Below are 26,731 nucleotides of genomic sequence, written 5' to 3'. Positions count from 1 at the left end.
AAATCAGAAATTGCCCTGGACCCAGCGTTTAAGCTTTTCCAGTACCGGTGTCTTGGGTTCGTCGCTGCTGAAGCTGCTGGACATGGAGATGCCGTCGGATTGCTTTTGCAGTCCGTACAGGAGCAGCCCCACACCGGTGGAATAGATTGGATTGCGCACGACGTCGGCCAGTCCCTTGACGCTGTGTGGTACGCCCAGGCGCACCGGCATGTGAAAGATCTCTTCGGCCAGCTCGACGGCGCCTTCCATCTTGGAGGTGCCACCGGTCAGGACGATCCCGGCTGGAATCAGGTCCTCATAGCCGCTGCGACGCAGCTCCGCCTGAACCAGGGTGAAGAGCTCGTCGTAACGAGGCTCGACCACTTCGGCAAGCGCTTGGCGCGACAGTTCCCGCGGTGGCCGATCCCCTACGCTGGGCACCTTGATGGTTTCGCCCGGACCGGCCAGTTTGGCCAAGGCACAAGCATATCGAATCTTGATCTCTTCGGCGTACTGGGTCGGGGTCCGCAGCGCCATGGCGATGTCGTTGGTGACCTGATCGCCGGCGATCGGGATAACAGCCGTATGGCGGATGGCACCTTCGGTGAAGATGGCGATGTCGGTGGTGCCACCACCGATGTCCACCAGGCACACGCCCAGTTCCTTTTCATCCTCGGTGAGCACCGAGTAGGCCGAGGCCAGCTGCTCGAGGATGATGTCGTCCACTTCCAGGCCGCAGCGACGCACGCACTTCTCGATGTTCTGTGCGGCGTTCACCGCGCAGGTCACCACGTGCACCTTGGCTTCCAGGCGTACGCCGGACATGCCCAGCGGCTCGCGCACGCCTTCCTGGTTATCGATCACGTAGTCCTGGGCCAGGGTGTGCAGCACACGCTGGTCGGCCGGGATGGCCACGGCCTGGGCCGCGTCCAGCACACGCTCGATGTCCGCACCGCTCACTTCGCGGTCGCGGATCGCCACGATGCCGTGGGAGTTCAGGCTGCGGATATGGTTGCCGGCGATGCCGACGAAGGCCGAGTGGATACGGCAGCCAGCCATCTGCTGGGCTTCATCGATGGCGCGCTGGATCGACTGCACGGTGGACTCGATGTTCACCACCACGCCCTTTTTCAGGCCGCGCGACGGATGCGTCCCGATGCCGACGATTTCCAGCTTGCCATCGGCCGCCACCTCGCCCACCAGCGCCACCACCTTGGAGGTGCCGATGTCCAGGCCGACGACCATTTTGCCGCTCTGCACGCTTGCCATGTTTATAGAAGTCTCCTCAACTCACTGCGCGGCGGTGGTCTGAGCCACCGTCGCTTCCGGCATCGGATCGCGCCAACCTACGGCCAGGCCGTTGGGGTAGCGCATGTCGATGCGGGCAATTTTCGTAATCTGGTCTTTCAGCGCCTTGTCGTAGATGGTCACGAACCGGCGAATCTGTTCTACCGCGTGGTCGCGGCCCAGCATGATCTCCACGCCTTGCGCGGTGCCCAGGGTCCAGGCGCCGCGCGAACTCATGTCCAGGCTGGCGATGGTGAAACCCAGCGGGCGGAGCATCTGACTGAGAATCTGGTACTGCTGCATCACTTGTTGCTGAGCGCGCTGCGGGCCGGACAGGCGCGGCAGGTGCTCGTAGTTGGCCACTTCACGCGGGGCGAAGGCCTGACCCTGGTTGTTCAGCAGGGCTTCATCGCCCCAGCGCGCGATGGGCAACTGCTCGTCCAAGCGGACAACCACCTGATCGGGCCATACGCGACGTACCTCGGCGTGGGCGATCCAGGGCATCTGCTCCAGCTCCTGGCGCATGCCGGCCAGGTCGATGGTGAAGAAGCTGGCCGAGACGTAGGGGCTGATCCGCTGCTGCACCGCCGCCTGGCTGATGTAGCTGAGGTCGCCTTCCACGCTGACCTTGGCAATCGGCCGGTCCGCATAGGGGAGCACGTACTGCGCGCCGTAATACGCACCACCGCCGAGCACGCCCAGCACCAGAGGCCACAGCAGCACCTTCAGGAAGCCGAAGCTGGGCTTGGGCATGCGGGCGCTGAGCGGCTCCTTGGCCACCAGACGGCTGGCGCCGCGCGGCACCGGCTTGCGTGCCGGGGCACGGCCGATTCCGGGGTTCTGGTGACGAAGCTGCGCGCCGTTCATGACTTACCCCCTTGCCTCGACGCTGTCGGCGAGGATCGCCAGCACCAGTTGCTGGAAATCCAGGCCGGCCGCGCGCGCGGCCATGGGCACCAGGCTGTGGTCGGTCATGCCCGGTGCGGTGTTCACTTCCAACAGCCAGAAACGCCCCTGGGCGTCCTGCATCACATCGGTCCGACCCCAGCCCTGGATGCCAAGGGCATCGCAGGCGCGCGCGGTCAGGTCCTTGAGCTCCTGTTCCTTGTCGGCATCAAGGCCGCAGGGAATCTGGTACTGGGTATCGTTGGCCAGGTACTTGGCGTCGTAGTCGTAGAAGGTGTGCGGGGTGCCCAGGCGAATGGGCGGCAGCACCTGGCCACGGAGGATCGCGACGGTGTATTCGGGGCCGCTGATCCACTGCTCGACGAGCACCTGCGGATCGAATTTCGCGGCACCGGCCCAGGCGGCGATCAGCTCTTCCACGCTGTTCACCTTGGCCATGCCGATGCTCGAGCCTTCATTGGCCGGCTTGACGATCAGCGGGAAACCCAGCTTCGCAGCAGCGGCACGGCAATCGTCCTCGCTGGCCAGCACGGCATGGTCGGGCGTCGGCAGGCCGAGGCTCAGCCACACGCGCTTGGTGCGCAGCTTGTCCATCGCCAGCGCGGACGCCAGTACGCCGCTGCCGGTGTAGGGAATGCCGGCAATTTCCAGCAGGCCCTGCATGGTGCCGTCTTCACCGCCACGACCGTGGAGGATGATGAAGGCGCGGTCGATCTTCTCGCGGGTCAGACGCTCCAGCAGATCGTCGCCCACGTCGATGCCGAAGGCATCCACGCCTGCGCCCTGCAGCGCCTGCAGGACCATGGCGCCGGACTTCAGCGACACCTCGCGCTCGGCGCTCCTGCCGCCGAACAGCACGGCGACGCGACCGAAGGCGCGGGGCTCGAGGGCGGATTTGAGGGCGTCACTCATTGCTTCTTCCCCTCGGCGCCAGCAGCGGCAGCGCCGAACATCGGATTCTTGATCAGTGCCGGCGCCAGCCCGCCGATATCACCGGCGCCCTGGCAGAGCAGGATGTCGCCCGGACGCAGCAGCGGCTTGAGCAGCGACGCGAGATCACCGCCGCGCTCCAGGTAGATCGGGTCGAGCTGGCCGCGCTGGCGGATGCTGTGGCACAGGTGACGGCTGTCCGCGCCGGGGATCGGCTCTTCGCCGGCCGGATAGACCTCCATCAGCATCAGCACGTTGGCTTCGCCCAGCACCTGCACGAAGTCGTCGTACAGGTCACGGGTACGGCTGAAGCGGTGCGGCTGGTAGACCATCACCAGACGGCGCTCCGGCCAGCCACCGCGCACAGCCTTGATCACCGCCGCGACTTCGCGCGGGTGGTGGCCGTAGTCGTCGACCAGCATCACGCTGCCGCCTTCCACCTGCAGGTCGCCATAGACCTGGAAGCGTCGACCGACGCCCTGGAAGCCGGACAGACCCTGGACGATGGCCTCGTCGGAGATGCCTTCGTCAGTGGCGATGACGATGGTCGCCAGGGAGTTCAGCACGTTGTGCAGGCCGGGCATGTTCACCGAGACGTCCAGCGGCTCGCGCTCGGGGCGCAGCACGGTGAAGTAGGTGCGCATGCCTTCCTGGCGGATGTTGATGGCGCGGACGTCGGCGTCCTCGCTCAGGCCGTAGGTCACGGTCGGACGGGCAACCTGCGGCAGGATCTCGCGCACCACCGGGTCGTCCACGCAGACCACCGCCAGACCGTAGAACGGCAGGTTGTGCAGGAAGTCGACGAAGGTACGCTTGAGCTTGTTGAAGTCGCCGCCGTAGGTGCTCATGTGGTCGGCGTCGATGTTGGTGACTACCGAGACCATTGGCTGCAGGTGCAGGAAGCTGGCATCGCTCTCGTCGGCCTCGGCCACCAGGTAGCGGCTGGTACCCAGCTGCGCGTTGGTGCCGGCGGCGTTCAGGCGGCCGCCGATGACGAAGGTCGGGTCCAGGCCACCGGCGGCGAAGACCGAAGCGATCAGGCTGGTGGTGGTGGTCTTGCCGTGGGTACCGGCGACCGCGATGCCGTGGCGGTAGCGCATCAGCTCGGCGAGCATCTCCGCGCGCGGCACCACCGGCACGCGACGATCCAGCGCAGCGGCGACTTCCGGGTTCGACTTGTTCACCGCGCTGGAAACCACCAGCACGTCGGCGCCGTCGGAGTTCTCCGCACGGTGGCCGATGAAGATTTCCGCGCCGAACTTCTGCAGGCGCTCGGTGACCGGCGAAGCCTTGAGGTCGGAGCCGGAGACTTCGTAGCCGAGGTTGAGCAGCACTTCCGCGATACCGCACATGCCCACGCCACCGATACCGACGAAGTGGATGCGGCGGATGCGTCGCATGGTACGGGTGACGCCGGTGGGTTCTTTAACCACGGGCCACCTCCAGGCAGGCATCGACTACCGTGCGGGTAGCCTCGGGCTTGGCCAGGCTGCGTGCGCGAGCGGCCATGCGGGTCAGGGAATCGGGATGCATCAATACCTCGGACAACTGCGCGGCCAGTTCGGCGGCGCTGGTAGATTTCTGTGGCAGCAGGTGGGCCGCGCCCTCCCGCACCAGGAATTCGGCGTTCTTGGTCTGGTGGTCATCGATCGCGTGGGGCAGCGGCACCAGGAAAGACGCGAGGCCAGCGGCGGTCAGCTCGCTCACGGTCAGCGCTCCAGCGCGGCAGATCACCAGATCGGCCCAGGCGTAGGCGGCAGCCATGTCAGCGATGAACGGAGCTACGTCCGCTTCGACACCGGCAGCGCGATAACGCTCCGCCGTAATTTCGTCATGCTGACGACCGGCCTGATGGCGAATGGCCGGGCGAATTTCGGCAGGAACCTGCGCCAGTGCTTCGGGCAGCAGCTTGTTCAGCGGCTCGGCGCCCAGGCTGCCACCGAGCACCAGCAGGTTGACGCGGCGGCCGGCCAGCGGCGCGCGGGCGCCCTCTTCCAGGAACAGCTCGACGCGCACCGGGTTGCCGGTGGTCAGGCGCTTGGCGCTGCTCTCGAAGGTCCCCGGGAAGGCTTCGCAGACACGCTTGGCCAGCGGCGCAAGGCTGCGGTTGGCGGTGCCGGCGACGGCATTCTGTTCGTGGATCACCAGCGGCACGCCGGACAACTTGGCGGCCAGGCCGCCCGGGCCGGTGACGTAGCCACCCAGGCCGAGCACGCAGACCGGCTTGAGCTGGCGCACCACGCCCAGGGCCTGGAACAGCGACTTGAGTAGATCGAACGGCGCACGCAGCAGGGACTTGAGGCCCTTGCCGCGCAGGCCACTGACGTTGATCAGGTGCAGCGGCAGGCCGGCCTTGGGGACCAGGTCGTTCTCGATGCCGCGCGGAGTGCCCAGCCAGTGCACGCTGTAACCGCGCGCCTGGAACTCACGGGCGCAGGCCAGGGCCGGGAACACATGTCCGCCGGTGCCGCCTGCCATGATCAGGACGTTACCTTTCATCGGCAAAGTCCTCTTCGCTGAATTCATATTCCTCGCTGCCCATCACGGTGCGGCGTTCCCATTCGATGCGCAGCAGCATTCCCAGCTGGGCGCAGCAGATCACCAGGGAGCTGCCGCCGTAGCTGAGGAACGGCAGGGTCAGGCCCTTGGTCGGCAGCAGGCCGACGTTCACGCCGACGTTGATCAGGAACTGGCCGATCCACAGGAAAGCCAGCCCGTACGCGACGTACGCGGAGAAGTACTGTTTCGACTGCTCGGCCCAGATGCCGATGTACAGCGCGCGCAGACTGACGAAGACGAACAGGCCGACGGTGGCCATGGCGCCGACGATGCCCAGCTCTTCCGCGAGGACCGCGAACACGAAGTCGGTGTGCGCCTCGGGCAGGTAGAACTGCTTCTGGATACTGTTGCCCAGGCCCATGCCGGTCCAGCCGCCACGGCCGAAGGCGATCAGCGCCTGGCTGAGCTGGTAGCCCGCGCCGAACTGGTCGGCCCAGGGGTCGGTGAAGTTGGTCAGGCGCGCCATCCGGTAAGGCTGGGTCTGGATCAGCAGCACCACGGCACCGACGGCCAGCGCAACCATCAGACCGAAGCGGAACAGGCCGACACCGCCAAGGAACAGCATCGCGGCGGCCGCGCCCATCATCACCACGGTGGCGCCGAAGTCGGGCTCGCGCAGCAGCAGACCGGCCATCGGCAGCAGCACCACGAACGGCTTGAAGAAGCCCAGCCAGCTCTCGCGCACTTCTTCCTGGCGACGAACGAGGTAGCCGGCCATGAAAATCACCACGAAGACCTTGGCGATCTCCGAGGGCTGGATGTTGAACAGGCCGAAGCCGATCCAGCGCATGGAACCGTTCACCTCGCGGCCGATGCCGGGGGTGATCACCATCACCAGCAGCAGGAAGGCCACGGCCAGCAGCTTCCAGCCCCAGCGCTGCCAGGTTTCCATCGGCACCATCATGGTCACGCCACAGGCGACGAAGCCAATGGCGAGGTAGATCAGGTGGCGGACCGAGAAGTACAGCGGGTTGCCGGACTGCGCCGCAGCGACTTCGGAGGAAGCCGAAGTGACCATCACCAGGCCGAGGCCGAGCAGCGCCAGACAACCCGCGAGCAGCGGGAAGTCGATGTCGATGCCATTACGGCTGATCAGCGGGGACGGATAAGGGCGCAGGAAGGAGAACATCAGGCGAGTTCCTCCACGGCCCTGGCGAACAGGCGTCCGCGCTCTTCGTAGTTCTTGAACATGTCCAGGCTCGCGCAGGCTGGCGACAGCAGCACGGCGTCACCCGGCAGGGCCAGGTCGGCAGCGTGCTCGACGGCTTCTTCCAGGGTATTCACGCGGACCTTCGGGACGGCGTTGCCGATGGCGGCGCCGACCAGCTCGGCATCGCGGCCCAGCAGCACCACGGCACGGCAATGCCTGGCGACCGGGTCACGCAGATCATGGAAGTCGGCACCCTTGCCATCGCCACCGGCGATCAGCACCAGCTTGCCGTCGATGTCGGCACCCAGGCCTTCGATGGCCGCCAGAGCGGCACCAACGTTGGTGGCCTTGGAATCGTCGTAGTAGCTCACGCCGTTGCGCTCGCGCACCCACTGACAGCGGTGGGCGAGACCGGCAAATTCGCGCAGGGTCTGCAGCATCGGTTCGAACGGCAGGCCGACGGCGTGCCCCAGCGCCAATGCGGCCAGGGCATTGGACTGGTTGTGCGCGCCACGGATCTTCAGCTCGCGGGCCGGCATCAGGGGTTCGAACTGGAACGTCAGCCACTTCTCGCCGTGCTCTTCGGTCAGGCCGAAGCCCTTGAAGTCCGGCTTGTTGGTGCCGAAGGTCCAGCACGGCACGTTGTCGGCGATCAGCGGACGGCTCAGGGCATCGGCACGGTTCACCACGACCTGCTTCGCGCCACGGAAGATGCGGTGCTTGGCCAGGTGGTAGTCGGCCATGCCGTCGTAGCGATCCATGTGGTCTTCGCTGACGTTCAGGCAGGTGGCGACTTCGGCGTTCAGGCGCTCGCAGGTTTCCAGCTGGAAGCTGGACAGCTCCACCACGTAAAGCTCGACGTCATCGGCCAGCAGATCCAGAGCCGGAGTGCCGAGGTTGCCGCCAACGGCAACACGCTTGCCGGCAGCCCTGGCCATGTCGCCCACCAGGGTGGTGACGGTGCTCTTGGCGTTGGAACCGGTGATGGCGACGATGGGCGCCTTCGCGTGACGCGCGAACAGGTCGACATCGCCGGACAGGCGCACGCCGCGGGCGGCCGCTTCGATCAGCGCCGGCACGCGCAGCGACAGGCCGGGGCTCACGTAGAGCTCCTGGGCGCGGCAGAGGAAATCGGCGTCGAGGTCGCCGCAGCGCACCTCGACCTGCGGGTACTGCTCGCGCAGGGTCGCCAGCTCCGGCGGATTCGCGCGCGTATCGGCCACGGCAAATGGCACGCCCTGGCGCGCCAGGTAGCGCACCAGGGACATGCCGCTCTTGCCGAGGCCGACAACGATGCGGAATTGGTCGGAAGCGATCAGGCTCATGCTCGATCAGTCCTCAACGCAGTTTCAACGTGGCCAGGCCGATCAGCACGAGAATCACCGTGATGATCCAGAAGCGCACGATCACGCGCGGCTCCGGCCAGCCTTTGAGTTCGAAGTGGTGGTGGATCGGCGCCATGCGGAACACCCGCTTGCCGGTCAGCTTGAAGGAGGCGACCTGGATCACCACCGACAGGGTTTCCATGACGAACACGCCGCCCATGATGAACAGCACGATCTCCTGGCGGACGATCACGGCGATGGTGCCCAGCGCGGCGCCCAGCGCCAGCGCGCCGACGTCACCCATGAAGACCTGCGCCGGGTAGGTGTTGAACCAGAGGAAGCCCAGCCCCGCACCGACGATCGCGCCACAGAAGATGATCAGCTCGCCCGCGCCCGGAACGCTCGGGATGAACAGGTATTCGGCGAATTTGATGTTGCCCGACAGGTAGCAGAAGATCCCCAGCGCTCCGCCGACCATCACCGTGGGCATGATCGCCAGGCCGTCGAGGCCGTCGGTCAGGTTCACCGCGTTGCTGGAGCCGACGATCACGAAGTAGGTCAGCACCACGAAGCCGATGCCCAGCGGGATCTCGACGTTCTTCAGCATCGGCACGATCAGGGTGGTCTCGACCGGCGTCTCGGCAGTCATGAAGAGGAAGATCGCCGCACCCAGACCGAACACCGACTGCCAGAAATACTTCCAGCGGCTCGGCAGGCCGCGGGAGTTCTTCTCGATCACCTTGCGGTAGTCATCCACCCAGCCAATGGCACCGAACAGCAGGGTCACGGCCAGCACGACCCAGACGTAGCGGTTCGACCAGTCGGACCAGAGCAGGGTGCTGATGGCGATGGCAGTGAGGATCAGCGCGCCGCCCATGGTCGGCGTACCTTTCTTGGACAGGTGCGATTGCGGGCCGTCGTTGCGCACGGACTGGCCGATCTGGCGGATCTGCAGGGTGCGGATCATCCACGGCCCCAGCCAGAGCGACAGGGCGAGTGCGGTCAGCACGCTCAGGATGCCGCGCAGGGTCAGGTACTGGAAGACGCCGAAGCCCTTGTAGAACTGTTGCAGGTACTCGGCGAGCAGCAGCAGCATTTAGTGACTCTCCTCGGAGGAACCGCACAACGCCGCGACGACCTTGTCCATCGCCGCGCTACGGGAACCCTTGATCAGAATGGTGGTGGTCGATGCTTCGTCGGCCAGGGCGCTGATCAGGCTGGCCTGATCGGCGAAGTGCCGGCCCGCGGAACCGAACGCCTGCACGGCGTGGCTCATCAACGGTCCGACGGCATAGAGCGCGGTGACTTTGCCAATGGCGTAGGTTCCCACTTCGCGGTGGGAAGATTCCGCCCAGGCACCCAGCTCGCCCATGTCCCCGAGGACCAGGACGGTCCGGCCGGAAAAGCCGGCGAGTATATCAATCGCCGCGCAGATTGAAGCCGGGTTGGCGTTGTAGCTGTCGTCGATCACGCGCATGCCATTCGTCGCCAGCTGGGCTACGGCGCGACCCTTGACCGGCTGCAGGTTCTGCAGGCCGGAAACGATCCCGACCAGCGGCACGCCCAGGGCATGAGCGGCGGCGGCGGCAGCCAGTGCGTTCGTGACGTTGTGCTCACCCAGCAGATTCAGCTGGATGGCAGCCTCGCCAGCCGGGCCTTGCAGCGTGAAGCCCGGGCAACCACGGGCATCACGCCTGACGTCGCTGGCGCGGAAATCGGCGCGGGCATCGTGCAGGCCGAAGCTGGAGATGCGGCGACCGGCGGCGCGGGCCTGCCAGGTGTCGAAGGCCTTGTCGTCACGGTTGAGGATGGCCACGCCGTCGGCGGCCAGTCCTTCGAGAATCTCGCCCTTGGCCAGGACGATCTTGTCCTGCCCGCCGAACTCACCTACGTGGGCGGTACCGGCGTTGGTGATGATGGCGACCTGCGGGCGGGTCAGCGCGACGGTGTAGGCGATCTCGCCGACACGGTTGGCGCCCAGTTCGATGACCGCGCTCTTGTGCTCGGGAGCCAGCTGCAGGAGGGTCAGCGGCGCGCCAAGGTCGTTGTTCAGGTTGCCGCGGGTCGCCAGGACTTCGCCCTGGGTCCGCAGGATGCTGGCGAGCATCTCCTTCACGGTGGTCTTGCCGCTGGAACCGGTCACGGCGGCGACACGGCCGCCGAAGGCGGCGCGGTTCAGCGCACCGAGCTGGCCCAGCGCGATACGGGTGTCCGCCACGACCAGTTGCGGCAGCGGCGCACCGGCGACTTCACGCTCCACCAGGGCGGCAACCGCGCCCTTGGCAGCGACATCGGCCAGGTAGTCGTGGCCGTCGAAGCGCGGACCGGTCAGGGCGATGAACAGCTGGCCGGGCACGATGGCGCGGCTGTCGGTGCTCACGGCGTCGAAGCTGGCGTCAGCGCCAACCACACGCCCCTGCAGCGCACCCGCGACTTCGTTGAGCGAAAGGGGCTTAAGCACGCTTCACCTCCCAGGCAGCCAGCGCCTTGGCGGCTTGTTCCAGATCGGAGAACGGGTGGCGAACGCCGTCGATCTCCTGGTAATCCTCATGGCCTTTGCCCGCCAGCACGACGACGTCATCGACGCCGGCAGAGGCGATCAGACGGGCGATGGCCTCGCCACGACCGGGGACGAACTCGACTGTTTCGGGCTTGGCGAAACCGGCACGGATATCGGCGATGATCGCCTCGCTCTTCTCGGTGCGCGGGTTGTCGTCGGTGACCAGCACGCGGTCGGCATGCTGCTCGGCGATCTGCGCCATGATCGGGCGCTTGCCGCTGTCGCGGTCGCCACCGCAGCCGAACAGGCAGAGCAGTTGGCCATGTACATGGGGGCGCAGGGCCAGCAGGACTTTCTCCAGCGCATCCGGGGTGTGGGCGTAGTCCACGACCACCAGCGGCTTGTCGCCGCCGCCCAGGCGCTGCATGCGGCCGATCGGGCCTTCCAGCTGCGGCAGCACCTTGAGCACGTCGCCCAGCGGGTAGTCCAGGCCCAGCAGCGCGCCGACCACGGCCAGCAGGTTGCTCAGGTTGAACTTGCCCAGCAGCGAGCTGCGCAACAGGCCTTCGCCTTGCGGCGTGACGATCTGCGCTTGCACGCCGGCATCGCTGAAGGTGGCGGAACGGCAATAGAGGTAGGCCGACGGGTCGCTCAGGCTGTAACCCATCAGGCGGGATTCGTGAGACTCGGCGGCCAGCTGGCGACCGAAGTCGTCGTCCAGGTTGATCACCCGGCAACGCAGGCCCTGCCAGGCGAACAGCTTGGCCTTGGCGGCACCGTAAGCTTCCATCGAGCCGTGGTAGTCCAGGTGGTCGCGGGACAGGTTGGTGAACACCGCCACGTCGAAGCCCAGCGCCGCAACCCGGCCCTGCTCCAGGCCATGGGAGGACACTTCCATGGCCACGGCCTTGGCGCCGGCCTGCTTCAGGCGCGCCAGGGTCGCCTGCACGGCCAGCGGGTCAGGCGTGGTGTGGCGACCGCTCTCCAGTGCGCCATAGAAACCGGTGCCGAGGGTGCCGACGATGCCGCAGCGCTCGCCGAGCAGGTCCAGGGCCTGGGCCACCAGTTGGCTGACGCTGGTCTTGCCGTTGGTGCCGGTGACGCCGACCAGTTCGACGCCACGGCTCGGCTCGCCATAGAAGCGCCCGGCAATGGCGGACAGCTGCTTGGCGAGCCCCTTGATGGCGATCATCGGCACATCGCTGGGCGGCAGGTCGACTGCGCCTTCTGCTTCATAGGCAACGGCGGCAGCACCCTGGGTCAGCGCGGCAGCGATATGCCCGCGGCCGTCCTGGCGACCGCCCGGTACCGCCAGGAACAGGTCGCCCGGCTTGACGGTGCGACTGTCCAGGGTCAGCTCACGGATCAGTTCGCCGCTTTCAGCCTGCGGCAACAGTTGATTCAGGCTCATCGGCATCAGCCACGCCCTCCTTTGGCAGCGGGCGCAGCATCAGCTTGTTGCTGCGGGGTCGCCGGCAGGTTGTCCGGCGGCACGTTCATCAGGCGCAGCGTGCCGGACATCACCTTGCTGAACACCGGCGCGGAAACCAGGCCACCGAAGTAGCCGGCCTTGCTGGGTTCATCGATGACCACCACGGCGACGTAGCGGGGGTTGCTCATCGGCGCGAAGCCGGCGAACAGGGAGCGGTAGGAGTTCTCGGCGTAGCCCTTGGTGCCGGTGGCGGTCTTGCGCGCGGTGCCGGACTTGCCAGCCACGTGGTAACCCGGCACCTGGGCGCGGTACACACCGTTCGGCGCTTCGATCACTTGTTGCAGCATGCCCTGCATGGTCTTGGCGACCGTTTCGGGAATGACCTGCACGGCATCGGCCGGGCGATCGGCGCGGACCATGGTCAGCGGCACACTGCGACCGTTGTTGGCCAGCGCCGCGTAGGCGTGGGCCAGCTGGATCGCGGTGACCGAGAGACCGTAGCCGTAGGACAGCGTCGCCGTTTCGGCCTTGCGCCATTCCCGGTAGTTCGGCAGGTTGCCGACGCGCTCGCCGGGGAAGCCCAGGCCGGTGTCCTGGCCGAGGCCGACCTTCTGCATCACGTTGTAGATGGCTTCGCCGCCGATATCGAAGGCGACCTTGCTCATGCCGACGTTACTGGAACGAATCAGGATGCCGGTCAGGTCCAGTACCGGACCTTCGGTGCGGGATACGTCGCGAATGGTGTAGCGACCGATCTGCAGGGTGCCGGGATACACCTCGACCTTGTCGGAGGGCTTCCAGCGGCCGGTTTCCAGGGCTGCGCTCATGGAGAACGGCTTCATGGTCGAGCCCGGCTCGAACACGTCGATCATGGCGCGGTTGCGCATCATTGCCGGCTGCAGGTTGCGACGGTTGTTCGGGTTGTAGGTCGGCTGGTTGGCCATGGCCAGCACTTCGCCGCTCTTCACATCGAGGATCACCAGGCTTCCCGCCTTGGCACCGTTCTCCACCAGCGCGTTGCGCAGCTCGCGGTTGGCGAGGTACTGCAGGCGCAGGTCGATGGACAAGGCCAGGGTCTTGCCGGCCTTGGCGTTGCGGGTGACCTGCACGTCGCGGATCAGGTGACCACGACGATCCTTGAGCACCTGACGCTTGCCCGGCACGCCGGCCAGCCAGCTGTCGAAGGCCAGTTCCACGCCTTCACGGCCGCGGTCGTCGACGTCGGTGAAGCCCACCACCTGCGCGGCGACTTCGCCGGACGGGTAGAAGCGGCGGAACTCCTCGACCGAATAGACACCGGGGATGCGATGGGTCTTCACCTGGGCCATCACGGCCTCGCCCTGCTCCGGCGTCAGACCACGAACCAGATAGATGAATTCCTTGTCGGCGTTCGCGTCCAGGCGCTCGGCCAGCGCCGCCTGAGGCTGGCCGAGAGCGTCGGCGAGGAAGCCCCACTTTTCACGTTCGAGCACCAGTTCCTTGGGGTTGGCCCAGAGGGTAGCGACCGGTGTACTGACCGCCAGAGGCTCGCCGTTGCGATCAGTGATCAGGCCACGGTGCGCAGGAATGGTGATGTGCCGCACGCTGCGTGCATCCCCCTGGCCCTTGAGGAAGTCGTGGTCGATGACGTGCAGGTCGACGATCCGCCAGACGATCGCCGCCACCATCGCCAGCAACAGGGCAATGACGACGCGGAAGCGCCAGGGATAGCGAGCGCCGGCCAGGTCTCTCATGGCGCCACCATGATGATTTCGGTCGGATCGGGCACGCGCATCTTCAACTGGTCAGTCGCCAGGCCTTCGATACGGCTATGGGCCGTCCAGGTACTTTGCTCGAGGATCAGTCGGCCGTACTCGGCCTGCGCCTTGTCGCGAATGTTGAGCTCGGTGTACAGCGAGTTGAGCAGTTGGCGATTCCAGTACGCACTGTAGGAAACGGAGATGGCCGACAGCAGCACGCCGATGAACAGCAGCAGCATGAAGAAGCTGCCGGTCGGCAGGCGCTTGGAGAAGAGCCGGCTCATCTGAGCTTCTCCGCGATGCGCATGACCGCGCTGCGCGAGCGCGGGTTGGCCTTGAGCTCAGCCTCGGAGGCGTAGACCGGCTTGCCGATCAGCTTCATGCGCGGGTCAAAGGGTTTGACCTGAATCGGCAGGTTGCGCGGCAGGTTATCCGCCTCGCCCTTCACCTGCTTACGCATGAACTGCTTGACGATGCGGTCTTCCAGCGAGTGGAAGCTGATCACCACCAGGCGACCACCCACGGCCAGGCCTTCCAGTGCAGCTTCGAGGCCACGTTCCAGATCACCCAGTTCGTTATTGATGAAGATGCGCAAACCCTGGAAGGCACGGGTAGCCGGGTTCTTGCCCTTCTCCCAGGCCGGGTTGGCCTCGGTGATCACGGCTGCCAGATCGGCGGTGCGCTCGAACGGCGCTTCCGCACGACGCTGCACGATGGCGCGCGCCATGCGCTTGGCGAAGCGCTCTTCGCCGTAATCCTTGAACACGCGGGCGATCTCGTCTTCCGCGGCAGTGGCGATCCACTGCGCAGCGCTGACGCCCTGATCCGGGTTCATGCGCATGTCCAGCGGGCCGTCGTTGAGGAAGCTGAAGCCACGCTCGGGGTCATCCAGCTGCGGCGAGGACACACCCAGGTCCAGCAGAACCCCATTCACAGCGCCCTGCAGGCCACGCGCGGAGAACTCTTCCGCCATCTCGGCGAAGGACCTTTGCACAATGACGAAGCGGCCGTCTTCGGCCGCCAGTGTTTTTCCCGTCGCAATCGCCTGGGGATCCTTGTCGAACCCGAGCAATTGACCGCCCGGGCCGAGCTTGCCGAGCAAGGCCCGGCTGTGCCCTCCCCTGCCGAAGGTCCCGTCCACATAGCGGCCGCCCTCCAGGGGGGCCAGCGCTTCGACGGCCTCCTCGAGCAGAACGGTGATGTGTTGGAAGGTACTGGTCACAGGCAGGCTCACAGAATAAGGTCGCGCAATTCATCCGGCAGGCCGCCGGGTTCTTTGATGGCTGCGAGATCGGCCTCGGCAACCGCATTCCATTTGTCTTCGTCCCACAACTGGAACTTGTTCAGCTGGCCGACCAGCATCGCCTTCTTGTCCAGACCGGCGTACTCGCGCAGGCGCGGCGGAATGAGAAAACGCCCGGCGCCATCCAGCTCCAGGTCAACGGCATTACCAATCAGCAAACGCTGCAGGCGCCGCGTTTCTTCACGCAGCGAGGGCAGCTCGCGCAGCTTGGCTTCGATGAGTTCCCATTCAGGGAGGGGGTATACGGTGAGACAGGTGTCGACGGCATCGATGGTGACGATGAGCTGGCCATTGCAACGCGAAACGAGCTCGTCACGATACCGACTCGGCATCGCGAGGCGCCCTTTGGCGTCGAGACTGATGGCGTTAGCTCCGCGAAACACGTCAGCGCTTCCCCTGTGGTTGGCTATCCATGCCTGTTAATCCCACTTTTACCCACTTCGTACCACTTCCGCACACTATAGAAATCCGCGATCCCCACCGTCAAGGCGAGCCGGAGGGGAAAAATCCTTACAGGACCGAGATTTAGCGTACTTTTGCGATGTTCGGGGAGGGAATTTGACGCGTCAGAAAAGAGAAAAGCCCAGTGTTTTCAAAACACTGGGCTTTCACACTTAAAGTGATTTCTTAAGTTTGTAACTTCTTCCGGTCAGCGACAAATGGTCATGTGGGAAGAAGTGGAGGAAAAGTGCTGAGAGTCGATCTGTAAGCCGGGTTCTGTCGAGGACAGCCATTCCTCTGGGACATACATCACTGCATGCCTCAAGCGATCTACCCGAACCCAACGCGGGCCGCGCCAATGGGTTCCTATTTGATCTTGCTCCGAGTGGGGTTTACCTAGCCACGAACTGTTGCCAGCCGTGCGGTGCGCTCTTACCGCACCTTTTCACCCTTACCGGCGCTTGCGCGCTTAGGCGGTTATTTTCTGTGGCACTTTCCGTAGACTCGCGCCTCCCAGGCGTTACCTGGCACTCTGCCCTGTGGAGCCCGGACTTTCCTCCACCCCGTGGTGGAACACCACGGAACAGCGACTGTCCAATCGACTCTCAGTCCGCAAGATTAGCGGCTGCCGGCGCTCAGGACAAGCTCAAGCCTTGCCCTGACGCTCCAGCGCGAGCTGATAAAGCTGGTTCTTGCGTGCCCCGGTGATCTCCGCAGCGAGCGCCGCAGCGCGCTTGACCGGCAGTTCCGCCAGCAGCAGATCGAGCACCCGCAGGGTCTGCGCATCCACCGCCTCATCGCCTTCGGGTGCCGGCTTACCGGCCACCAGCAGCACGCATTCGCCGCGCTGCTGGTTGCTGTCGGACGCCACGAATTCGCGCAACTCGCCCAGCGGCAGCCCTTTCAGGGTTTCGAAGGTCTTGGTCAGCTCCCGCGCCAGCAGCGCCGGCCGTTCGTCGCCAAAGATCGCCGCCATGTCCTCGATGCACTCCAGCACCCGGTGCGGCGCCTCGTAGAAGATCAGGGTCCGCGGCTCGTCCACCAGCGCTTCGAGGCGTCCGCGACGACCGGCAACCTTCGCCGGCAGGAAACCCTCGAAGACGAAACGATCCGACGGCAGGCCGGCGGCGGACAGTGCAGCAATCAGCGCGCAAGCCCCAGGCACCGGCACCACGGCGATGCCCGCGGCGCGCGCCTGGCGCACCAGGTGGTAGCCCGGATCGGAGATCAGCGGCGTGCCCGCGTCGGAGATCAGCGCGACGTCCTCACCGGCCTGCAGCTTGGTGAGGAAGCGACCGCCCTGCTCGCGCTCGTTGTGCTCATGACAGGCCGCCAACGGCGTCTGGATACCGAAGTGCTGGAGCAGACGCACCGAGTGACGGGTATCTTCGGCCGCGATCAGAGCCACGTCGGCCAGCACCTTCAGCGCCCGGGCGCTGATGTCGTCCAGGTTGCCAATGGGAGTGGCCACCACATAGAGAGTGCCAAGGGTCACGCGCTAACCTCGCCGGAAGTATCTGAAAAAGCCGCATTGTATCCCGATTCCGGCAGCCGCCATCGCGTCACCCTCGCCGCTTGGGTACAATCGGCAGCTCTTTGAATGCGTCACGAGAAGCCCGATATGATCGCTCGCCTGCGTCCGCTATCCGCTCTGTTCCTGGCCGGCCTGCTCGCCGCCTGTGCGTCCTCCCCGTCGTCCAATCTCGGCGAACTGCCGCGCACCCCGGACGCCAGCATCGAACAGCTGCTGCAGCAGGCCTCCACCGCCAAGCCGGACGAAGCCGCCGTCCTGCGCTTGTCCGCAGCCGATCTGGCGTACAAGCAGAAGGATCTCGGCCGCTCCACGCAGATCCTCGACCAGATCCCGATGGACAGCCTGAAGCCTGCCCAGCAGGTCTTTGCCAGCACCCTGCGCGCCCAGCTCGAACTGGCCCGCAACAAGACCAAGGCCGCCCTGAAGGCCTTCGACAACCCCAGCTTCCAGCGCCTGGGCGAGATGCCGGTGGACCTGCAGGCCCGCGCCGGCATGGTCAAATCCCTGGCCCTGGCCGCCGACGGCCAGACCCTCAGCGCCGCCCGCGAGCGCGTATTCATCGACCCGCTGCTCAACGCCGAGGCCAGCAAGGCCAACCACGAAGAAATCTGGAAGCTGGTCTCCAGTCTGCCGCTCGAACAGATGCAGGCCAGCAGCAACGAAGGCGACCTGAACGGCTGGCTGGAGCTGGCACGCATCACCAAATCGTCCTCGACCCTGAAGGAACAGCAGTCGAACATCGACAACTGGGTCGCGCAGAACCCGGATCACCCGGCCGCCAAGCAACTGCCGGACGCCCTGACCAAACTGAAGTCCCTGGCCGCCCAGCCGCTGAACAAGATCGGCCTGCTGCTACCACAGCAGGGCCAGCTCGCCTCCGTTGCCCGCGCCCTGCAGGACGGCTTCCTCGCCGCTCACTTCCAGGCCCAGCAGGGCGGTCAGGCACAGCCGGACATCAAGCTCTACGACAGCACCCAGGTGCGCTCGCTGGACGAGTTCTACCGCCAGGCCCAGGCCGACGGCGTACAGCTGGTCGTAGGCCCGCTGGAGAAGAATCTGGTCAAGCAGATGAGCAGCCAGCCGCAACTGCCGATCACCACCCTGGCCCTGAACTACGCCGACGGCAACCAGGAAGGCCCGGCCCAGCTGTTCCAGTTCGGCCTGTCCGCCGAGGACGAAGCCCGCGAAGTCGCCAACCGCGCCTGGAATGACGGTATGCGTCGCGCCGTGGCCCTGGTGCCGCGCGGCGAGTGGGGCGACCGCGTGCTCGCCTCGTTCAGCCGCAACTGGCAGGCCGCCGGTGGCACCCTGATCGCCGCCGAGCACGTCGACCAGCCGGTGGAACTGGCCCGACAGATCGCCGACCTGCTGCAACTGCGCCAGAGCGAAGGCCGCGCCAAGCGCCTGCAGGGCGTGCTCGACAGCAGCGTCGATACCCAGCCGTCGCGCCGTCAGGACATCGATTTCATCTTCCTCGCCGCCACCCCGCAGCAGGCCCGCCAGATCAAGCCGACCCTGGCCTTCCAGTACGCCGGCGACCTGCCGGTCTACGCCACCTCCAACCTGTACACCGGAGTGAACAACCCGGCGCAGGACCAGGACCTGAACGGCATCCGCTTCTGCGAGACCCCGTGGCTGCTGAACCCGAACAACGCCCTGCGCCAGCAGGTCGCCGCGCAATGGCCGGCCGCCAACGGCAGCCTCGGCCGCCTGTACGCCATGGGCGCCGACGCCTACCAGTTGGCCCCGCGTCTGCCGGAACTCAAGGCCGTGCCGAGCATGCAGGTAGACGGCCTGACCGGCACCCTCAGCGTCAGTGCCAGCCAGCGCGTCGAGCGCCGCCTGCCCTGGGCCGAGTTCAAGAATGGCCAGGTCCAGCCGCTGGAGAACAGCGGTATTTGATCGGCAACAGCCCCACCCAGAAAGCCGGGCGGCAGGCCGAAGCCGCCGCCCTGGCTCACCTGGAACAGCATGGATTGCGCCTCCTGGCGCAGAACTGGACATGCCGCCGAGGCGAGCTTGATCTGGTCATGCTGGACGGCGATACAGTAGTATTCGTCGAAGTTCGCTCCCGCCGGCATTCGGCCTGGGGAGGAGCGCTGGAAAGCGTGGACTGGCGCAAGCGACAGCGCCTGGCCATCTCCGCCGAACTCTTCCTGCAACAGAACGCCCGCTGGAGCAGTCACCCCTGCCGGTTCGACATCGTCGCCATCGACGCGTGCGCCCCAGGCTCCGCAGGGCACTTGAACTGGATTCCCAACGCTTTTGACACCTGATCAGACGCCCGACGAAAGGTCACACCTGATGGACATGCAATCCCGTATCCGCCAGCTCTTCCATGCCAGCATCGAGACCAAGCAACAGGCTACCGAGGTGCTCATCCCGCATATCGAGCAGGCCAGCATGGTCATGGTCAATGCCCTGCTGAACGAGGGCAAGATTCTCTCCTGCGGCAACGGCGGCTCCGCCGGCGACGCGCAGCACTTCTCCTCCGAACTGCTGAACCGCTTCGAGCGCGAGCGCCCGAGCCTGCCGGCGGTCGCCCTGACTACCGACAGCTCCACCATCACCTCCATCGCCAACGACTACAGCTACAACGAAGTGTTCTCCAAGCAGATCCGCGCACTGGGTCAGCCCGGCGATGTACTGCTGGCGATTTCCACCAGCGGCAACTCGGCGAACGTCATTCAGGCGATTCAGGCCGCACATGATCGCGAAATGGTTGTCGTAGCTCTGACCGGCCGCGACGGCGGCAACATGGCATCGTTGCTGCTGCCCGAAGACGTGGAAATCCGCGTTCCGGCCAAGGTCACCGCACGCATCCAGGAAGTCCACCTGCTGGTCATCCATTGCCTGTGCGACCTAATCGACCGTCAACTGTTCGGGAGTGAAGAATGACCCGTACCCCTCTGATCGCAGCCGCACTGGCCGTGACCATGGCACTGGGTGGCTGCAGCAGCTTCGTCAGCGCCACCCGCGACAAGCCGATCGACGATGACAAGGGCACTCGCACCCTTGGCAGCAAGATCGACGACTCGCTGATCGAAACCAAGGTGGCGGTGAACGTCGCCAAGGCCGATGCGGACCTCGACCGCAATTCCCACGTCGTGGTGATCAGCTACAACGGCGTGGTGCTGCTGGCCGGCCAGACGCCCCGCGCCGACCTGAAGAACAAGGCCGAACAGGCCGCCAAGGAAGTGCAGAAGGTCAAGACCGTGCACAACGAGCTGCAGATCCTGCAGCCCTCCTCCCTGGCCGCCCGCAGCAACGACACCTGGCTGACCACCAAGATCAAGAGCCAGATGCTCGCTGACGCGAACGTGCCGTCGACCCGCATCAAGGTCCTGACCGAGAACGGCATCGTCTACATGCTGGGCCTGGTGACCCGCAAGGAAGGCGACCTGGCCACCCAGGTGGTGCAGAGCGTGGACGGCGTACAGAAGATCGTCCGCCTGTTCGAGTACATCGACTGATCACCCGATTGCAGGCATGAAAAAGGCGACCCTCGGGTCGCCTTTTTTATTACTTCACCACCTTCAGACTCGGGCGGCCGCTGGGGCGTGGCGGCTCGTCGGAGGGGCCGTCATCGGGCAGATCCTCATCATCAGTGGGTACCGGCGGTTCCAGGTCGAAGACCATGCCCTGGCCATTCTCCCGCGCATAGATGGCCATCACCGCCTGTGACGGGACATAAAGGCTCTGGGCGACGCCACCGAAGCGACCTTCGAAGCTGACCGCCTCGTTGTCCATCTGCAGATGGCGCACCGCGGTCGGCGAAACATTGAGCACGATCTGGCCGTCGCTGGCATAACCCGGCGGCACCCGTACGCCCGGATACTCGGAATTCACCAGGATATGCGGCGTGCAGCCGTTGTCGACGATCCACTCATAGAGGGCTCGCACGAGGTAGGGACGACTGGAGTTCATCATCAGGCTCCTTAGCGCATATCACGTTCGATAGAGGACAGGCTGGCACGGAAAGTTTCCCGTGCAAAATTCCGCTCCATGTAATCCAGCAGAGGCTTCGCCGGTCGCGGCAGCTCAATGCCCAGGATCGGCAGACGCCAGAGGATCGGCAACAAGCAGCAATCCACCAGGCTCAGCTCGTCACTGAGGAAGAACGCCTTGTCCGCGAACAGCGGAGAAACACCCGTCAGGCTCTCACGCAATTCCTTGCGCGCCAAGGCACGCTCGGCCTCCTTCTGGCGCTTGTCCAGGATGCGGTCCACCAGGCTGCACCAGTCGCGCTGGATACGGTGCACGAGCAGGCGGCTGTTGGCGCGGGCCACCGGGTAGACCGGCAGCAGCGGCGGATGCGGATAGCGTTCGTCGAGGTATTCCATGACCACCGTCGATTCGTAGAGCGCGAGATCGCGATCCACCAGGGTCGGCAGGCTGCCATAGGGATTTACTTCGGCGAGTTTGGCCGGGATGTTGCCGGCGGGTACGTCGATGATGTCGGCGACGACGCTCTTCTCCGCCAGCACCAGGCGCACGCGATGGCTGTAATGGCAGGAAGGGTCGGAGAAGCAGGTGAGCTTGTTGATTGCGGCCATGCCGCGCGCCTCCTCGCAGGATCTTCTTGTGGGAGGTAGAAAAACGCACGCGCGCCCCGTAGGGCGCGCGCTTGTTACTACGACGGGTGGTGCTTAGTGCACGTCCTTCCAGTATTCGCGCTTGAGCAGGTAGGCGAATACGAAGAAGAAGGCCAGGAACAGCAGGACGTAGGTGCCGATGCGGTGAGAGTCCAGCTTGTTCGGGTCAGCCGAATAAGCCAGGAAGGTCACCAGGTTCTTTACCTTTTCGTCGAACTGAGCTTCGGTCAGCTGCCCGGACTTCGGCACGATGGTCAGCTGGTCGCAGGCCTCGTGGGTCAGCGGGGTACCGGTCAGCGGATCGTACTGCTTCTTGCCATCCTCGACGACCTGAACCTGCTTGCAACCGACGACCTGGCGGCCCTGCAGGCTCACCAGCACGTTCGGCATGCCGACGTTCGGGAAGATCTTGTTGTTCACGCCCCACGGGCGCTTGGGATCTTCGTAGAACGAACGCAGGTAGGTGTACAGCCAGTCAGCACCACGCACACGGGCTACCAGGGTCAGGTCCGGCGGCGCGGCGCCGAACCATGCCTTGGCGTCAGCCGGCTTCATGCCGATGTCCATGTGGTCGCCGATCTTCGCACCGGTGAACACCAGGTGGCTCATCATCAGCTCTTCCGGGATCCCCAGATCACGGCCGACACGCTCATAACGCTGGAACTTGGCGCTGTGGCAGCCCATGCAGTAGTTGGCGAAGGTACGCGCGCCATCCTGCATGGCGGCCTTGTCGGTCAGGTCGATATCGACACGATCCAGGGCCGGGCCATGGCCTTCGGCGGCGAAGCCGAAGACAGGCAGCAGAGCCAGAACAAATGCAGCGAATTGCTTTTTCATCAGCCAGTCACCCTTTCCGGAACCGGTTTGGTTTTCTCCATCCGGGTGTAGAACGGCATCAGGATGAAGAAGGCGAAATACAGAATGGTGCACAGGCGGGACAGCGTGGTGCCCAGCGGCGACGGCGCTTGCGAGCCGTAGTAGCCGAGGATCACGAAGGACACCGCGAAGATCACCAGCCAGATCTTGCTCAGCCAGCCCTTGTAGCGGATCGAGCGAACCGGGCTACGGTCCAGCCACGGCAGCACGAACAGCACGGCGATGGCGGCGCCCATGGCGATGACGCCCATCAGCTTGTCCGGAACGGCGCGCAGGATGGCGTAGAACGGCGTGAAGTACCAAACCGGAGCGATGTGCTCAGGGGTCTTGAACTGGTTCGCCATCTCGAAGTTGGGCTTCTCGAGGAAGAAACCGCCCATTTCCGGGAAGAAGAAGATCACGGTGCAGAAGACGAACAGGAAGACCACGACACCGACGATGTCTTTCACGGTGTAGTACGGATGGAACGGGATGCCATCCAGCGGGATGCCGTTCTCGTCCTTCTTCTTCTTGATGTCCACGCCGTCGGGGTTGTTCGAGCCGACTTCGTGCAGCGCCAGGATGTGCAGCACGACCAGGCCGAGCAGGACGATCGGCAGCGCGATCACGTGCAGGGCGAAGAAGCGGTTCAGGGTGATGCCGGAGATCAGGAAGTCACCACGGATCCACTGGGCCAGGTCTTCGCCAACGACCGGGATGGCGCCGAACAGCGAGATGATCACCTGGGCACCCCAGTAGGACATCTGGCCCCAGGGCAGCAGGTAGCCCATGAAGGCCTCGGCCATCAGGGCGAGGTAGATCAGCATGCCGAAGATCCACACCAGCTCGCGGGGCTTCTGGTACGAACCGTACAGCAGGCCACGGAACATGTGCAGGTAGACGACCACGAAGAACGCCGATGCACCGGTGGAGTGCATGTAGCGGATAATCCAGCCGTAATCTACATCTCGCATGATGTACTCGACGGACGCGAAAGCTTCTTCGGCCGACGGAGTGAAGCTCATGGTCAGCCAGATACCGGTGAGGATCTGGTTAACCAGGACGAGCAGTGCGAGGGAGCCGAAGAAGTACCAGAAGTTGAAGTTCTTCGGGGCGTAGTACTTGCTCAGATGGTCTTCCCACATCTTGGTCGCGGGGAAGCGGGCATCGACCCAAGCCATGAACTTGTTCATCAGGCTTTCTCCTGGTCCACACCGATGGTCAACTCGTCACCATCAAGCGAATAAGGCGGAATCGGCAGGTTCAGGGGCGCGGGCTGTCCCTTGTAAACGCGGCCGGCGAGGTCGTAATGGGAGCCGTGGCACGGGCAGAAGTAGCCACCTTTCCAGTCCGGACCGAGGTCTGCGGGAGCGACTTCCGGGCGGAAGGTCGGCGAGCAGCCCAGGTGGGTGCAGATGCCGACGATCACGGCCAGTTCCGGCTTGATCGAACGCACTTTGGGATCGACATAGGGCGGTTGGTCCGAAGCCTTCGACTCGGGGTCAGCCAGTTGCCCATCCAGGGTCGGCAGCGCGTCGAGCATTTCCTTGGTGCGATGCACCAGGAATACCGGCTTGCCACGCCATTCGGCGATGACCTGCTGGCCCGGCTCGATCTTCCCTACGTTGACCTTCACCGGCGCGCCGGCAGCCTTCGCCTTGGCACTAGGGAACCATGACCCCACGAACGGGACCGCAGCTCCGACCGCTCCTGCCGCACCAACCACCGAAGTGGCCGCGACAAGGAAGCGACGCCGGCCTGCATTCACGCCGTCATTACTCATTCAGTCGTCTCCCATCAGCTTCAAGCCTGTTCAAATCAGGCTTTTAAGTAAAAATTCGAGCCGCGCAAAAAATTCGCCAAATGGTAAAGAAAAGCCCTTGTGATGACAAGGTAATAGCCTGTTACGCAACCCCTGGAACCCTTGCGCCGCGCGGCTTGCGCGGATGCGACACCTTGCCGCACGAACTTATTGAAGACATAAAAAAACGCCCAGTCCAAAGGAACCGGGCGTTTTTTTTCGAAGCGTCGTATTAACGCTTGGAGTACTGCGGACGCTTACGCGCTTTGCGCAGACCGACTTTCTTACGTTCAACTTCGCGAGCATCGCGAGTGACGTAGCCGGCTTTACGCAGCGAGCTGCGCAGGGTCTCGTCGTACTCGATCAGAGCGCGGGTGATACCGTGACGGATCGCACCGGCCTGGCCGCTTACACCACCGCCAACGACGGTAACGTAGATATCGAACTTCTCGGTGTTCTCGGTCAGCTCGAGCGGCTGACGGACAACCATGCGAGCGGTCTCACGACCGAAGAACTGCTCGATGGAGCGGTTGTTGATGGAGATTTTGCCAGTACCCGGACGCAGGAAGACGCGAGCGGTAGCGGTCTTACGACGGCCAGTGCCGTAATTTTGAGTCGCCGACATAATGAGCTATCCCGTTAAATCTTCAGTTCTTGAGGCTGCTGAGCGGTGTGCGGGTGGTTGGCACCCTTGTACACTTTCAGCTTGCGGTACATGTCGCGGCCCAGCGGGTTCTTCGGCAGCATGCCTTTGACGGCAGTCTCGATAACACGCTCAGGAGCCTTGGCGATCAGCTTCTCGAAGTTGATCGACTTGATACCGCCCGGGAAGCCCGAGTGATGGTAGTACATCTTGTCGGTAGCTTTGGCGCCAGTGACACGAACCTGCTCGGCGTTGATGACGACGATGTAGTCGCCGGTGTCAACGTGCGGGGTGTATTCCGGCTTGTGCTTGCCGCGCAGGCGGGTAGCAATTTCGGTAGCCAGACGACCCAGGGTCAGGCCAGCAGCGTCGACGACGAACCAGTCGCGCTTAACAGTTTCTGGTTTCGCGGTATAAGTTTTCATTCGTTATAGCCTCAGGGGCCGCCTGAAAATAAGACGGCGAATCTTACTGGACAGTGGTTGCCTTGACAAGTCAAGGACAGCCGAAGACAGACACGAATTGGGGCTCGGGTCGGTGTGCGTCCGTAACGACTAGATGTATCGATCGGCAGGCTTTGGCATCCCCCACCGATGAAAGGCTGCGGAATTATGCAGATTCCGGCAGAATTTTCAACCGTCTTACGCACTTGTTTTCATGAGGAGAGCTGCATGGAGTACCGCCCGCTAGGCCGCACCGAACTGAAAGTCAGCGCCCTCTGCCTGGGGACCATGACCTGGGGCGAGCAGAACAGCGAAAGCGAAGCCTTCGTCCAGATCGAGAGGGCCAAGGCCGCCGGTCTGAATTTCATCGATACCGCCGAGATGTACCCGGTACCGCCGCGCGCGGAGACCTATACCCGCACCGAACAGATCATCGGCAACTGGTTCGCGAAGCGCGGTGACCGCGCCGACTGGGTACTCGCCAGCAAGATCGCAGGCCCAGGCAACTCCATCAGCCATATCCGCGATGGCCAGCCCCGGCTCGACCGCAAGAACATCGTCGCAGCACTGGACGGCAGCCTGAAGCGCCTGCAAACCGACTGGATCGACCTCTACCAACTGCACTGGCCCGAGCGCAGCACCAATTTCTTCGGCCAGCTGGGCTACCAGCACAAGGAAGAAGACTTCACCGCACTGGAAGACACCCTGGAAGCGCTCGACGAGCAGGTCCGCGCCGGCAAGATCCGCCATGTCGGCCTGTCCAACGAGACACCCTGGGGCACCATGCGCTTCCTGCAGATCGCCCAGGAGCGCGGCTGGCCGCGCGCCGTGTCGATCCAGAACCCCTACAACCTGCTCAACCGCAGCTTCGAAGTGGGCCTGGCGGAAATCGCCATCCGCGAGCAGATCGGCCTGCTGGCCTACTCGCCGCTGGCCTTCGGCATGCTCTCGGGCAAGTACTTCGGCGGCGCGCGCCCAGCCAATGCGCGGATCACCCTGTTCAGCCGCTTCACCCGCTACACCAACCCGCAGACCGCCAGCGCCTGCGACCGCTACGTGAACCTGGCCCGCGAGCACGGCCTGGACCCGGCGCAGATGGCCCTGGCCTTCGTCACCAGCCGGCCGTTCGTGACCAGCAATATCATCGGTGCGACCAGCCTCGAGCAGTTGGAGGCGAACCTCGGCAGCTTCGACCTGCAGCTCTCCGACGAGGTGCTGGCCGGCATCGAGGCGATCCACAAGGACCAGCCGAACCCGGCGCCCTGATCGCCTGCGTGAAACGAAAAGCCCGGCCAATGCCGGGCTTTTT

Annotated in this window: 27 protein-coding genes and 1 other RNA gene; 5 read left to right on the top strand and 23 right to left on the bottom strand. The window is 64.6% G+C overall.

All coding sequences use genetic code 11. The features are described from left to right. Positions 1-3: 3 nt before the first annotated feature. From ftsA to rsmI, 16 genes are all read right to left on the bottom strand, one after another. Positions 4-1,248 carry a cell division protein FtsA gene (gene ftsA / locus J2T47_RS24275; RefSeq protein ID WP_253452601.1) on the bottom strand — a complete coding sequence of 415 codons (1,245 nt, stop codon included), beginning with the start codon at positions 1,246-1,248 and terminating at the stop codon, positions 4-6. 21 nt (positions 1,249-1,269) lie between these two features. After that, on the bottom strand, positions 1,270-2,133 hold the full coding sequence (locus J2T47_RS24270; RefSeq protein WP_138212316.1) for a cell division protein FtsQ/DivIB: 864 nt from the start codon (positions 2,131-2,133) through the stop codon (positions 1,270-1,272). A gap of 3 nt (positions 2,134-2,136) precedes the next feature. After that, the gene (locus J2T47_RS24265) at positions 2,137-3,084 is read right to left on the bottom strand and encodes a D-alanine--D-alanine ligase (protein WP_253452598.1); all 948 of its coding nucleotides are present in this window, start codon (positions 3,082-3,084) and stop codon (positions 2,137-2,139) included. Further along, positions 3,081-4,535: a UDP-N-acetylmuramate--L-alanine ligase gene (gene murC / locus J2T47_RS24260; protein WP_253452596.1), complete on the bottom strand. Its 1,455-nt coding sequence runs from the start codon at positions 4,533-4,535 to the stop codon at positions 3,081-3,083. The genes J2T47_RS24265 and murC overlap by 4 nt, the downstream gene beginning before the upstream one ends. After that, complete coding sequence (gene murG, locus J2T47_RS24255; RefSeq protein ID WP_253452594.1) at positions 4,528-5,601, bottom strand: undecaprenyldiphospho-muramoylpentapeptide beta-N-acetylglucosaminyltransferase; 1,074 nt, start codon at positions 5,599-5,601, stop codon at positions 4,528-4,530. The genes murC and murG overlap by 8 nt, the downstream gene beginning before the upstream one ends. Further along, positions 5,591-6,790 (bottom strand): putative lipid II flippase FtsW, encoded by a 1,200-nt coding sequence (gene ftsW, locus J2T47_RS24250; RefSeq protein WP_253452592.1) that lies wholly within the window; start codon positions 6,788-6,790, stop codon positions 5,591-5,593. The genes murG and ftsW overlap by 11 nt, the downstream gene beginning before the upstream one ends. Continuing rightward, positions 6,790-8,136, bottom strand: coding sequence for a UDP-N-acetylmuramoyl-L-alanine--D-glutamate ligase (gene murD / locus J2T47_RS24245; RefSeq protein WP_253452590.1), 1,347 nt, complete (start codon positions 8,134-8,136; stop codon positions 6,790-6,792). The genes ftsW and murD overlap by 1 nt, the downstream gene beginning before the upstream one ends. Positions 8,137-8,149: 13 nt before the next feature. After that, the gene (gene mraY / locus J2T47_RS24240) at positions 8,150-9,232 is read right to left on the bottom strand and encodes a phospho-N-acetylmuramoyl-pentapeptide-transferase (RefSeq protein ID WP_253452588.1); all 1,083 of its coding nucleotides are present in this window, start codon (positions 9,230-9,232) and stop codon (positions 8,150-8,152) included. After that, a complete protein-coding gene (locus J2T47_RS24235) occupies positions 9,233-10,597 on the bottom strand; it encodes a UDP-N-acetylmuramoyl-tripeptide--D-alanyl-D-alanine ligase (protein ID WP_253452586.1) in 1,365 nt (454 codons plus the stop codon). Next, positions 10,590-12,053: a UDP-N-acetylmuramoyl-L-alanyl-D-glutamate--2,6-diaminopimelate ligase gene (locus J2T47_RS24230; RefSeq protein WP_253452584.1), complete on the bottom strand. Its 1,464-nt coding sequence runs from the start codon at positions 12,051-12,053 to the stop codon at positions 10,590-10,592. Before J2T47_RS24230 ends, J2T47_RS24235 begins: the two co-directional genes overlap by 8 nt. Next, complete coding sequence (locus tag J2T47_RS24225; RefSeq protein ID WP_253452583.1) at positions 12,053-13,801, bottom strand: peptidoglycan D,D-transpeptidase FtsI family protein; 1,749 nt, start codon at positions 13,799-13,801, stop codon at positions 12,053-12,055. Before J2T47_RS24225 ends, J2T47_RS24230 begins: the two co-directional genes overlap by 1 nt. Further along, positions 13,798-14,091, bottom strand: a complete 294-nt coding sequence (gene ftsL / locus J2T47_RS24220; RefSeq protein WP_045209619.1) for a cell division protein FtsL — start codon at positions 14,089-14,091, stop codon at positions 13,798-13,800. The genes J2T47_RS24225 and ftsL overlap by 4 nt, the downstream gene beginning before the upstream one ends. After that, positions 14,088-15,029, bottom strand: a complete 942-nt coding sequence (gene rsmH, locus J2T47_RS24215; RefSeq protein ID WP_253452581.1) for a 16S rRNA (cytosine(1402)-N(4))-methyltransferase RsmH — start codon at positions 15,027-15,029, stop codon at positions 14,088-14,090. The genes ftsL and rsmH overlap by 4 nt, the downstream gene beginning before the upstream one ends. 8 nt (positions 15,030-15,037) lie before the next feature. Beyond that, positions 15,038-15,493 (bottom strand): division/cell wall cluster transcriptional repressor MraZ, encoded by a 456-nt coding sequence (gene mraZ / locus J2T47_RS24210; protein WP_081517487.1) that lies wholly within the window; start codon positions 15,491-15,493, stop codon positions 15,038-15,040. Positions 15,494-15,800: 307 nt separating this feature from the next. Continuing rightward, positions 15,801-16,157, bottom strand: an RNA gene (rnpB, locus tag J2T47_RS24205) — RNase P RNA component class A. Positions 16,158-16,197: 40 nt separating this feature from the next. Continuing rightward, entirely contained in the window at positions 16,198-17,046 is an 849-nt protein-coding gene (gene rsmI / locus J2T47_RS24200) for a 16S rRNA (cytidine(1402)-2'-O)-methyltransferase (protein ID WP_151189485.1), read from the bottom strand. Positions 17,047-17,172: 126 nt separating this feature from the next. Between rsmI and J2T47_RS24195 the strand changes: the two genes are divergently transcribed. Genes J2T47_RS24195 through J2T47_RS24180 form a run of 4 tightly spaced genes read left to right on the top strand, consistent with a single transcriptional unit; the run spans position 17,173 to position 20,558 of the window. Beyond that, positions 17,173-18,987 carry a penicillin-binding protein activator gene (locus J2T47_RS24195; protein WP_253452580.1) on the top strand — a complete coding sequence of 605 codons (1,815 nt, stop codon included), beginning with the start codon at positions 17,173-17,175 and terminating at the stop codon, positions 18,985-18,987. Continuing rightward, positions 18,984-19,361, top strand: a complete 378-nt coding sequence (locus J2T47_RS24190) for a YraN family protein (RefSeq protein WP_253452578.1) — start codon at positions 18,984-18,986, stop codon at positions 19,359-19,361. The genes J2T47_RS24195 and J2T47_RS24190 overlap by 4 nt, the downstream gene beginning before the upstream one ends. Before the next feature lie 28 nt (positions 19,362-19,389). Further along, positions 19,390-19,983, top strand: a complete 594-nt coding sequence (locus tag J2T47_RS24185) for a phosphoheptose isomerase (protein ID WP_017518113.1) — start codon at positions 19,390-19,392, stop codon at positions 19,981-19,983. After that, positions 19,980-20,558, top strand: a complete 579-nt coding sequence (locus J2T47_RS24180) for a BON domain-containing protein (protein ID WP_253452576.1) — start codon at positions 19,980-19,982, stop codon at positions 20,556-20,558. Before J2T47_RS24185 ends, J2T47_RS24180 begins: the two co-directional genes overlap by 4 nt. Positions 20,559-20,607: 49 nt before the next feature. Here J2T47_RS24180 and J2T47_RS24175 read toward each other — a convergent pair whose 3' ends face one another. From J2T47_RS24175 to rplM, 7 genes are all read right to left on the bottom strand, one after another. Further along, entirely contained in the window at positions 20,608-21,012 is a 405-nt protein-coding gene (locus J2T47_RS24175) for a ClpXP protease specificity-enhancing factor (RefSeq protein ID WP_081517483.1), read from the bottom strand. Positions 21,013-21,023: 11 nt separating this feature from the next. Next, entirely contained in the window at positions 21,024-21,641 is a 618-nt protein-coding gene (locus tag J2T47_RS24170) for a glutathione S-transferase N-terminal domain-containing protein (RefSeq protein WP_253452574.1), read from the bottom strand. Positions 21,642-21,734: 93 nt separating this feature from the next. After that, positions 21,735-22,517 (bottom strand): cytochrome c1, encoded by a 783-nt coding sequence (locus J2T47_RS24165; RefSeq protein WP_045209612.1) that lies wholly within the window; start codon positions 22,515-22,517, stop codon positions 21,735-21,737. After that, a complete protein-coding gene (locus tag J2T47_RS24160) occupies positions 22,517-23,728 on the bottom strand; it encodes a cytochrome b (protein WP_045209611.1) in 1,212 nt (403 codons plus the stop codon). The genes J2T47_RS24165 and J2T47_RS24160 overlap by 1 nt, the downstream gene beginning before the upstream one ends. Beyond that, positions 23,728-24,318 (bottom strand): ubiquinol-cytochrome c reductase iron-sulfur subunit, encoded by a 591-nt coding sequence (petA, locus tag J2T47_RS24155; RefSeq protein WP_253452572.1) that lies wholly within the window; start codon positions 24,316-24,318, stop codon positions 23,728-23,730. The genes J2T47_RS24160 and petA overlap by 1 nt, the downstream gene beginning before the upstream one ends. Positions 24,319-24,568: 250 nt before the next feature. After that, the gene (gene rpsI / locus J2T47_RS24150; RefSeq protein WP_015475858.1) at positions 24,569-24,961 is read right to left on the bottom strand and encodes a 30S ribosomal protein S9; all 393 of its coding nucleotides are present in this window, start codon (positions 24,959-24,961) and stop codon (positions 24,569-24,571) included. 14 nt (positions 24,962-24,975) lie between these two features. Further along, positions 24,976-25,404 carry a 50S ribosomal protein L13 gene (gene rplM / locus J2T47_RS24145; protein WP_015475857.1) on the bottom strand — a complete coding sequence of 143 codons (429 nt, stop codon included), beginning with the start codon at positions 25,402-25,404 and terminating at the stop codon, positions 24,976-24,978. Between the two features lie 246 nt (positions 25,405-25,650). Here rplM and J2T47_RS24140 point away from each other — a divergent pair, with 246 nt between their 5' ends. After that, a complete protein-coding gene (locus J2T47_RS24140) occupies positions 25,651-26,688 on the top strand; it encodes an NADP(H)-dependent aldo-keto reductase (RefSeq protein ID WP_253452570.1) in 1,038 nt (345 codons plus the stop codon). Positions 26,689-26,731: the final 43 nt, after the last annotated feature.

It is taken from the genome of Pseudomonas nitroreducens (assembly GCF_024170165.1).
GTDB lineage: Bacteria > Pseudomonadota > Gammaproteobacteria > Pseudomonadales > Pseudomonadaceae > Pseudomonas > Pseudomonas nitroreducens_C.
Note: the sequence above shows the minus strand (reverse complement) of the source record. Positions and strands in the feature narration are given on the sequence as shown.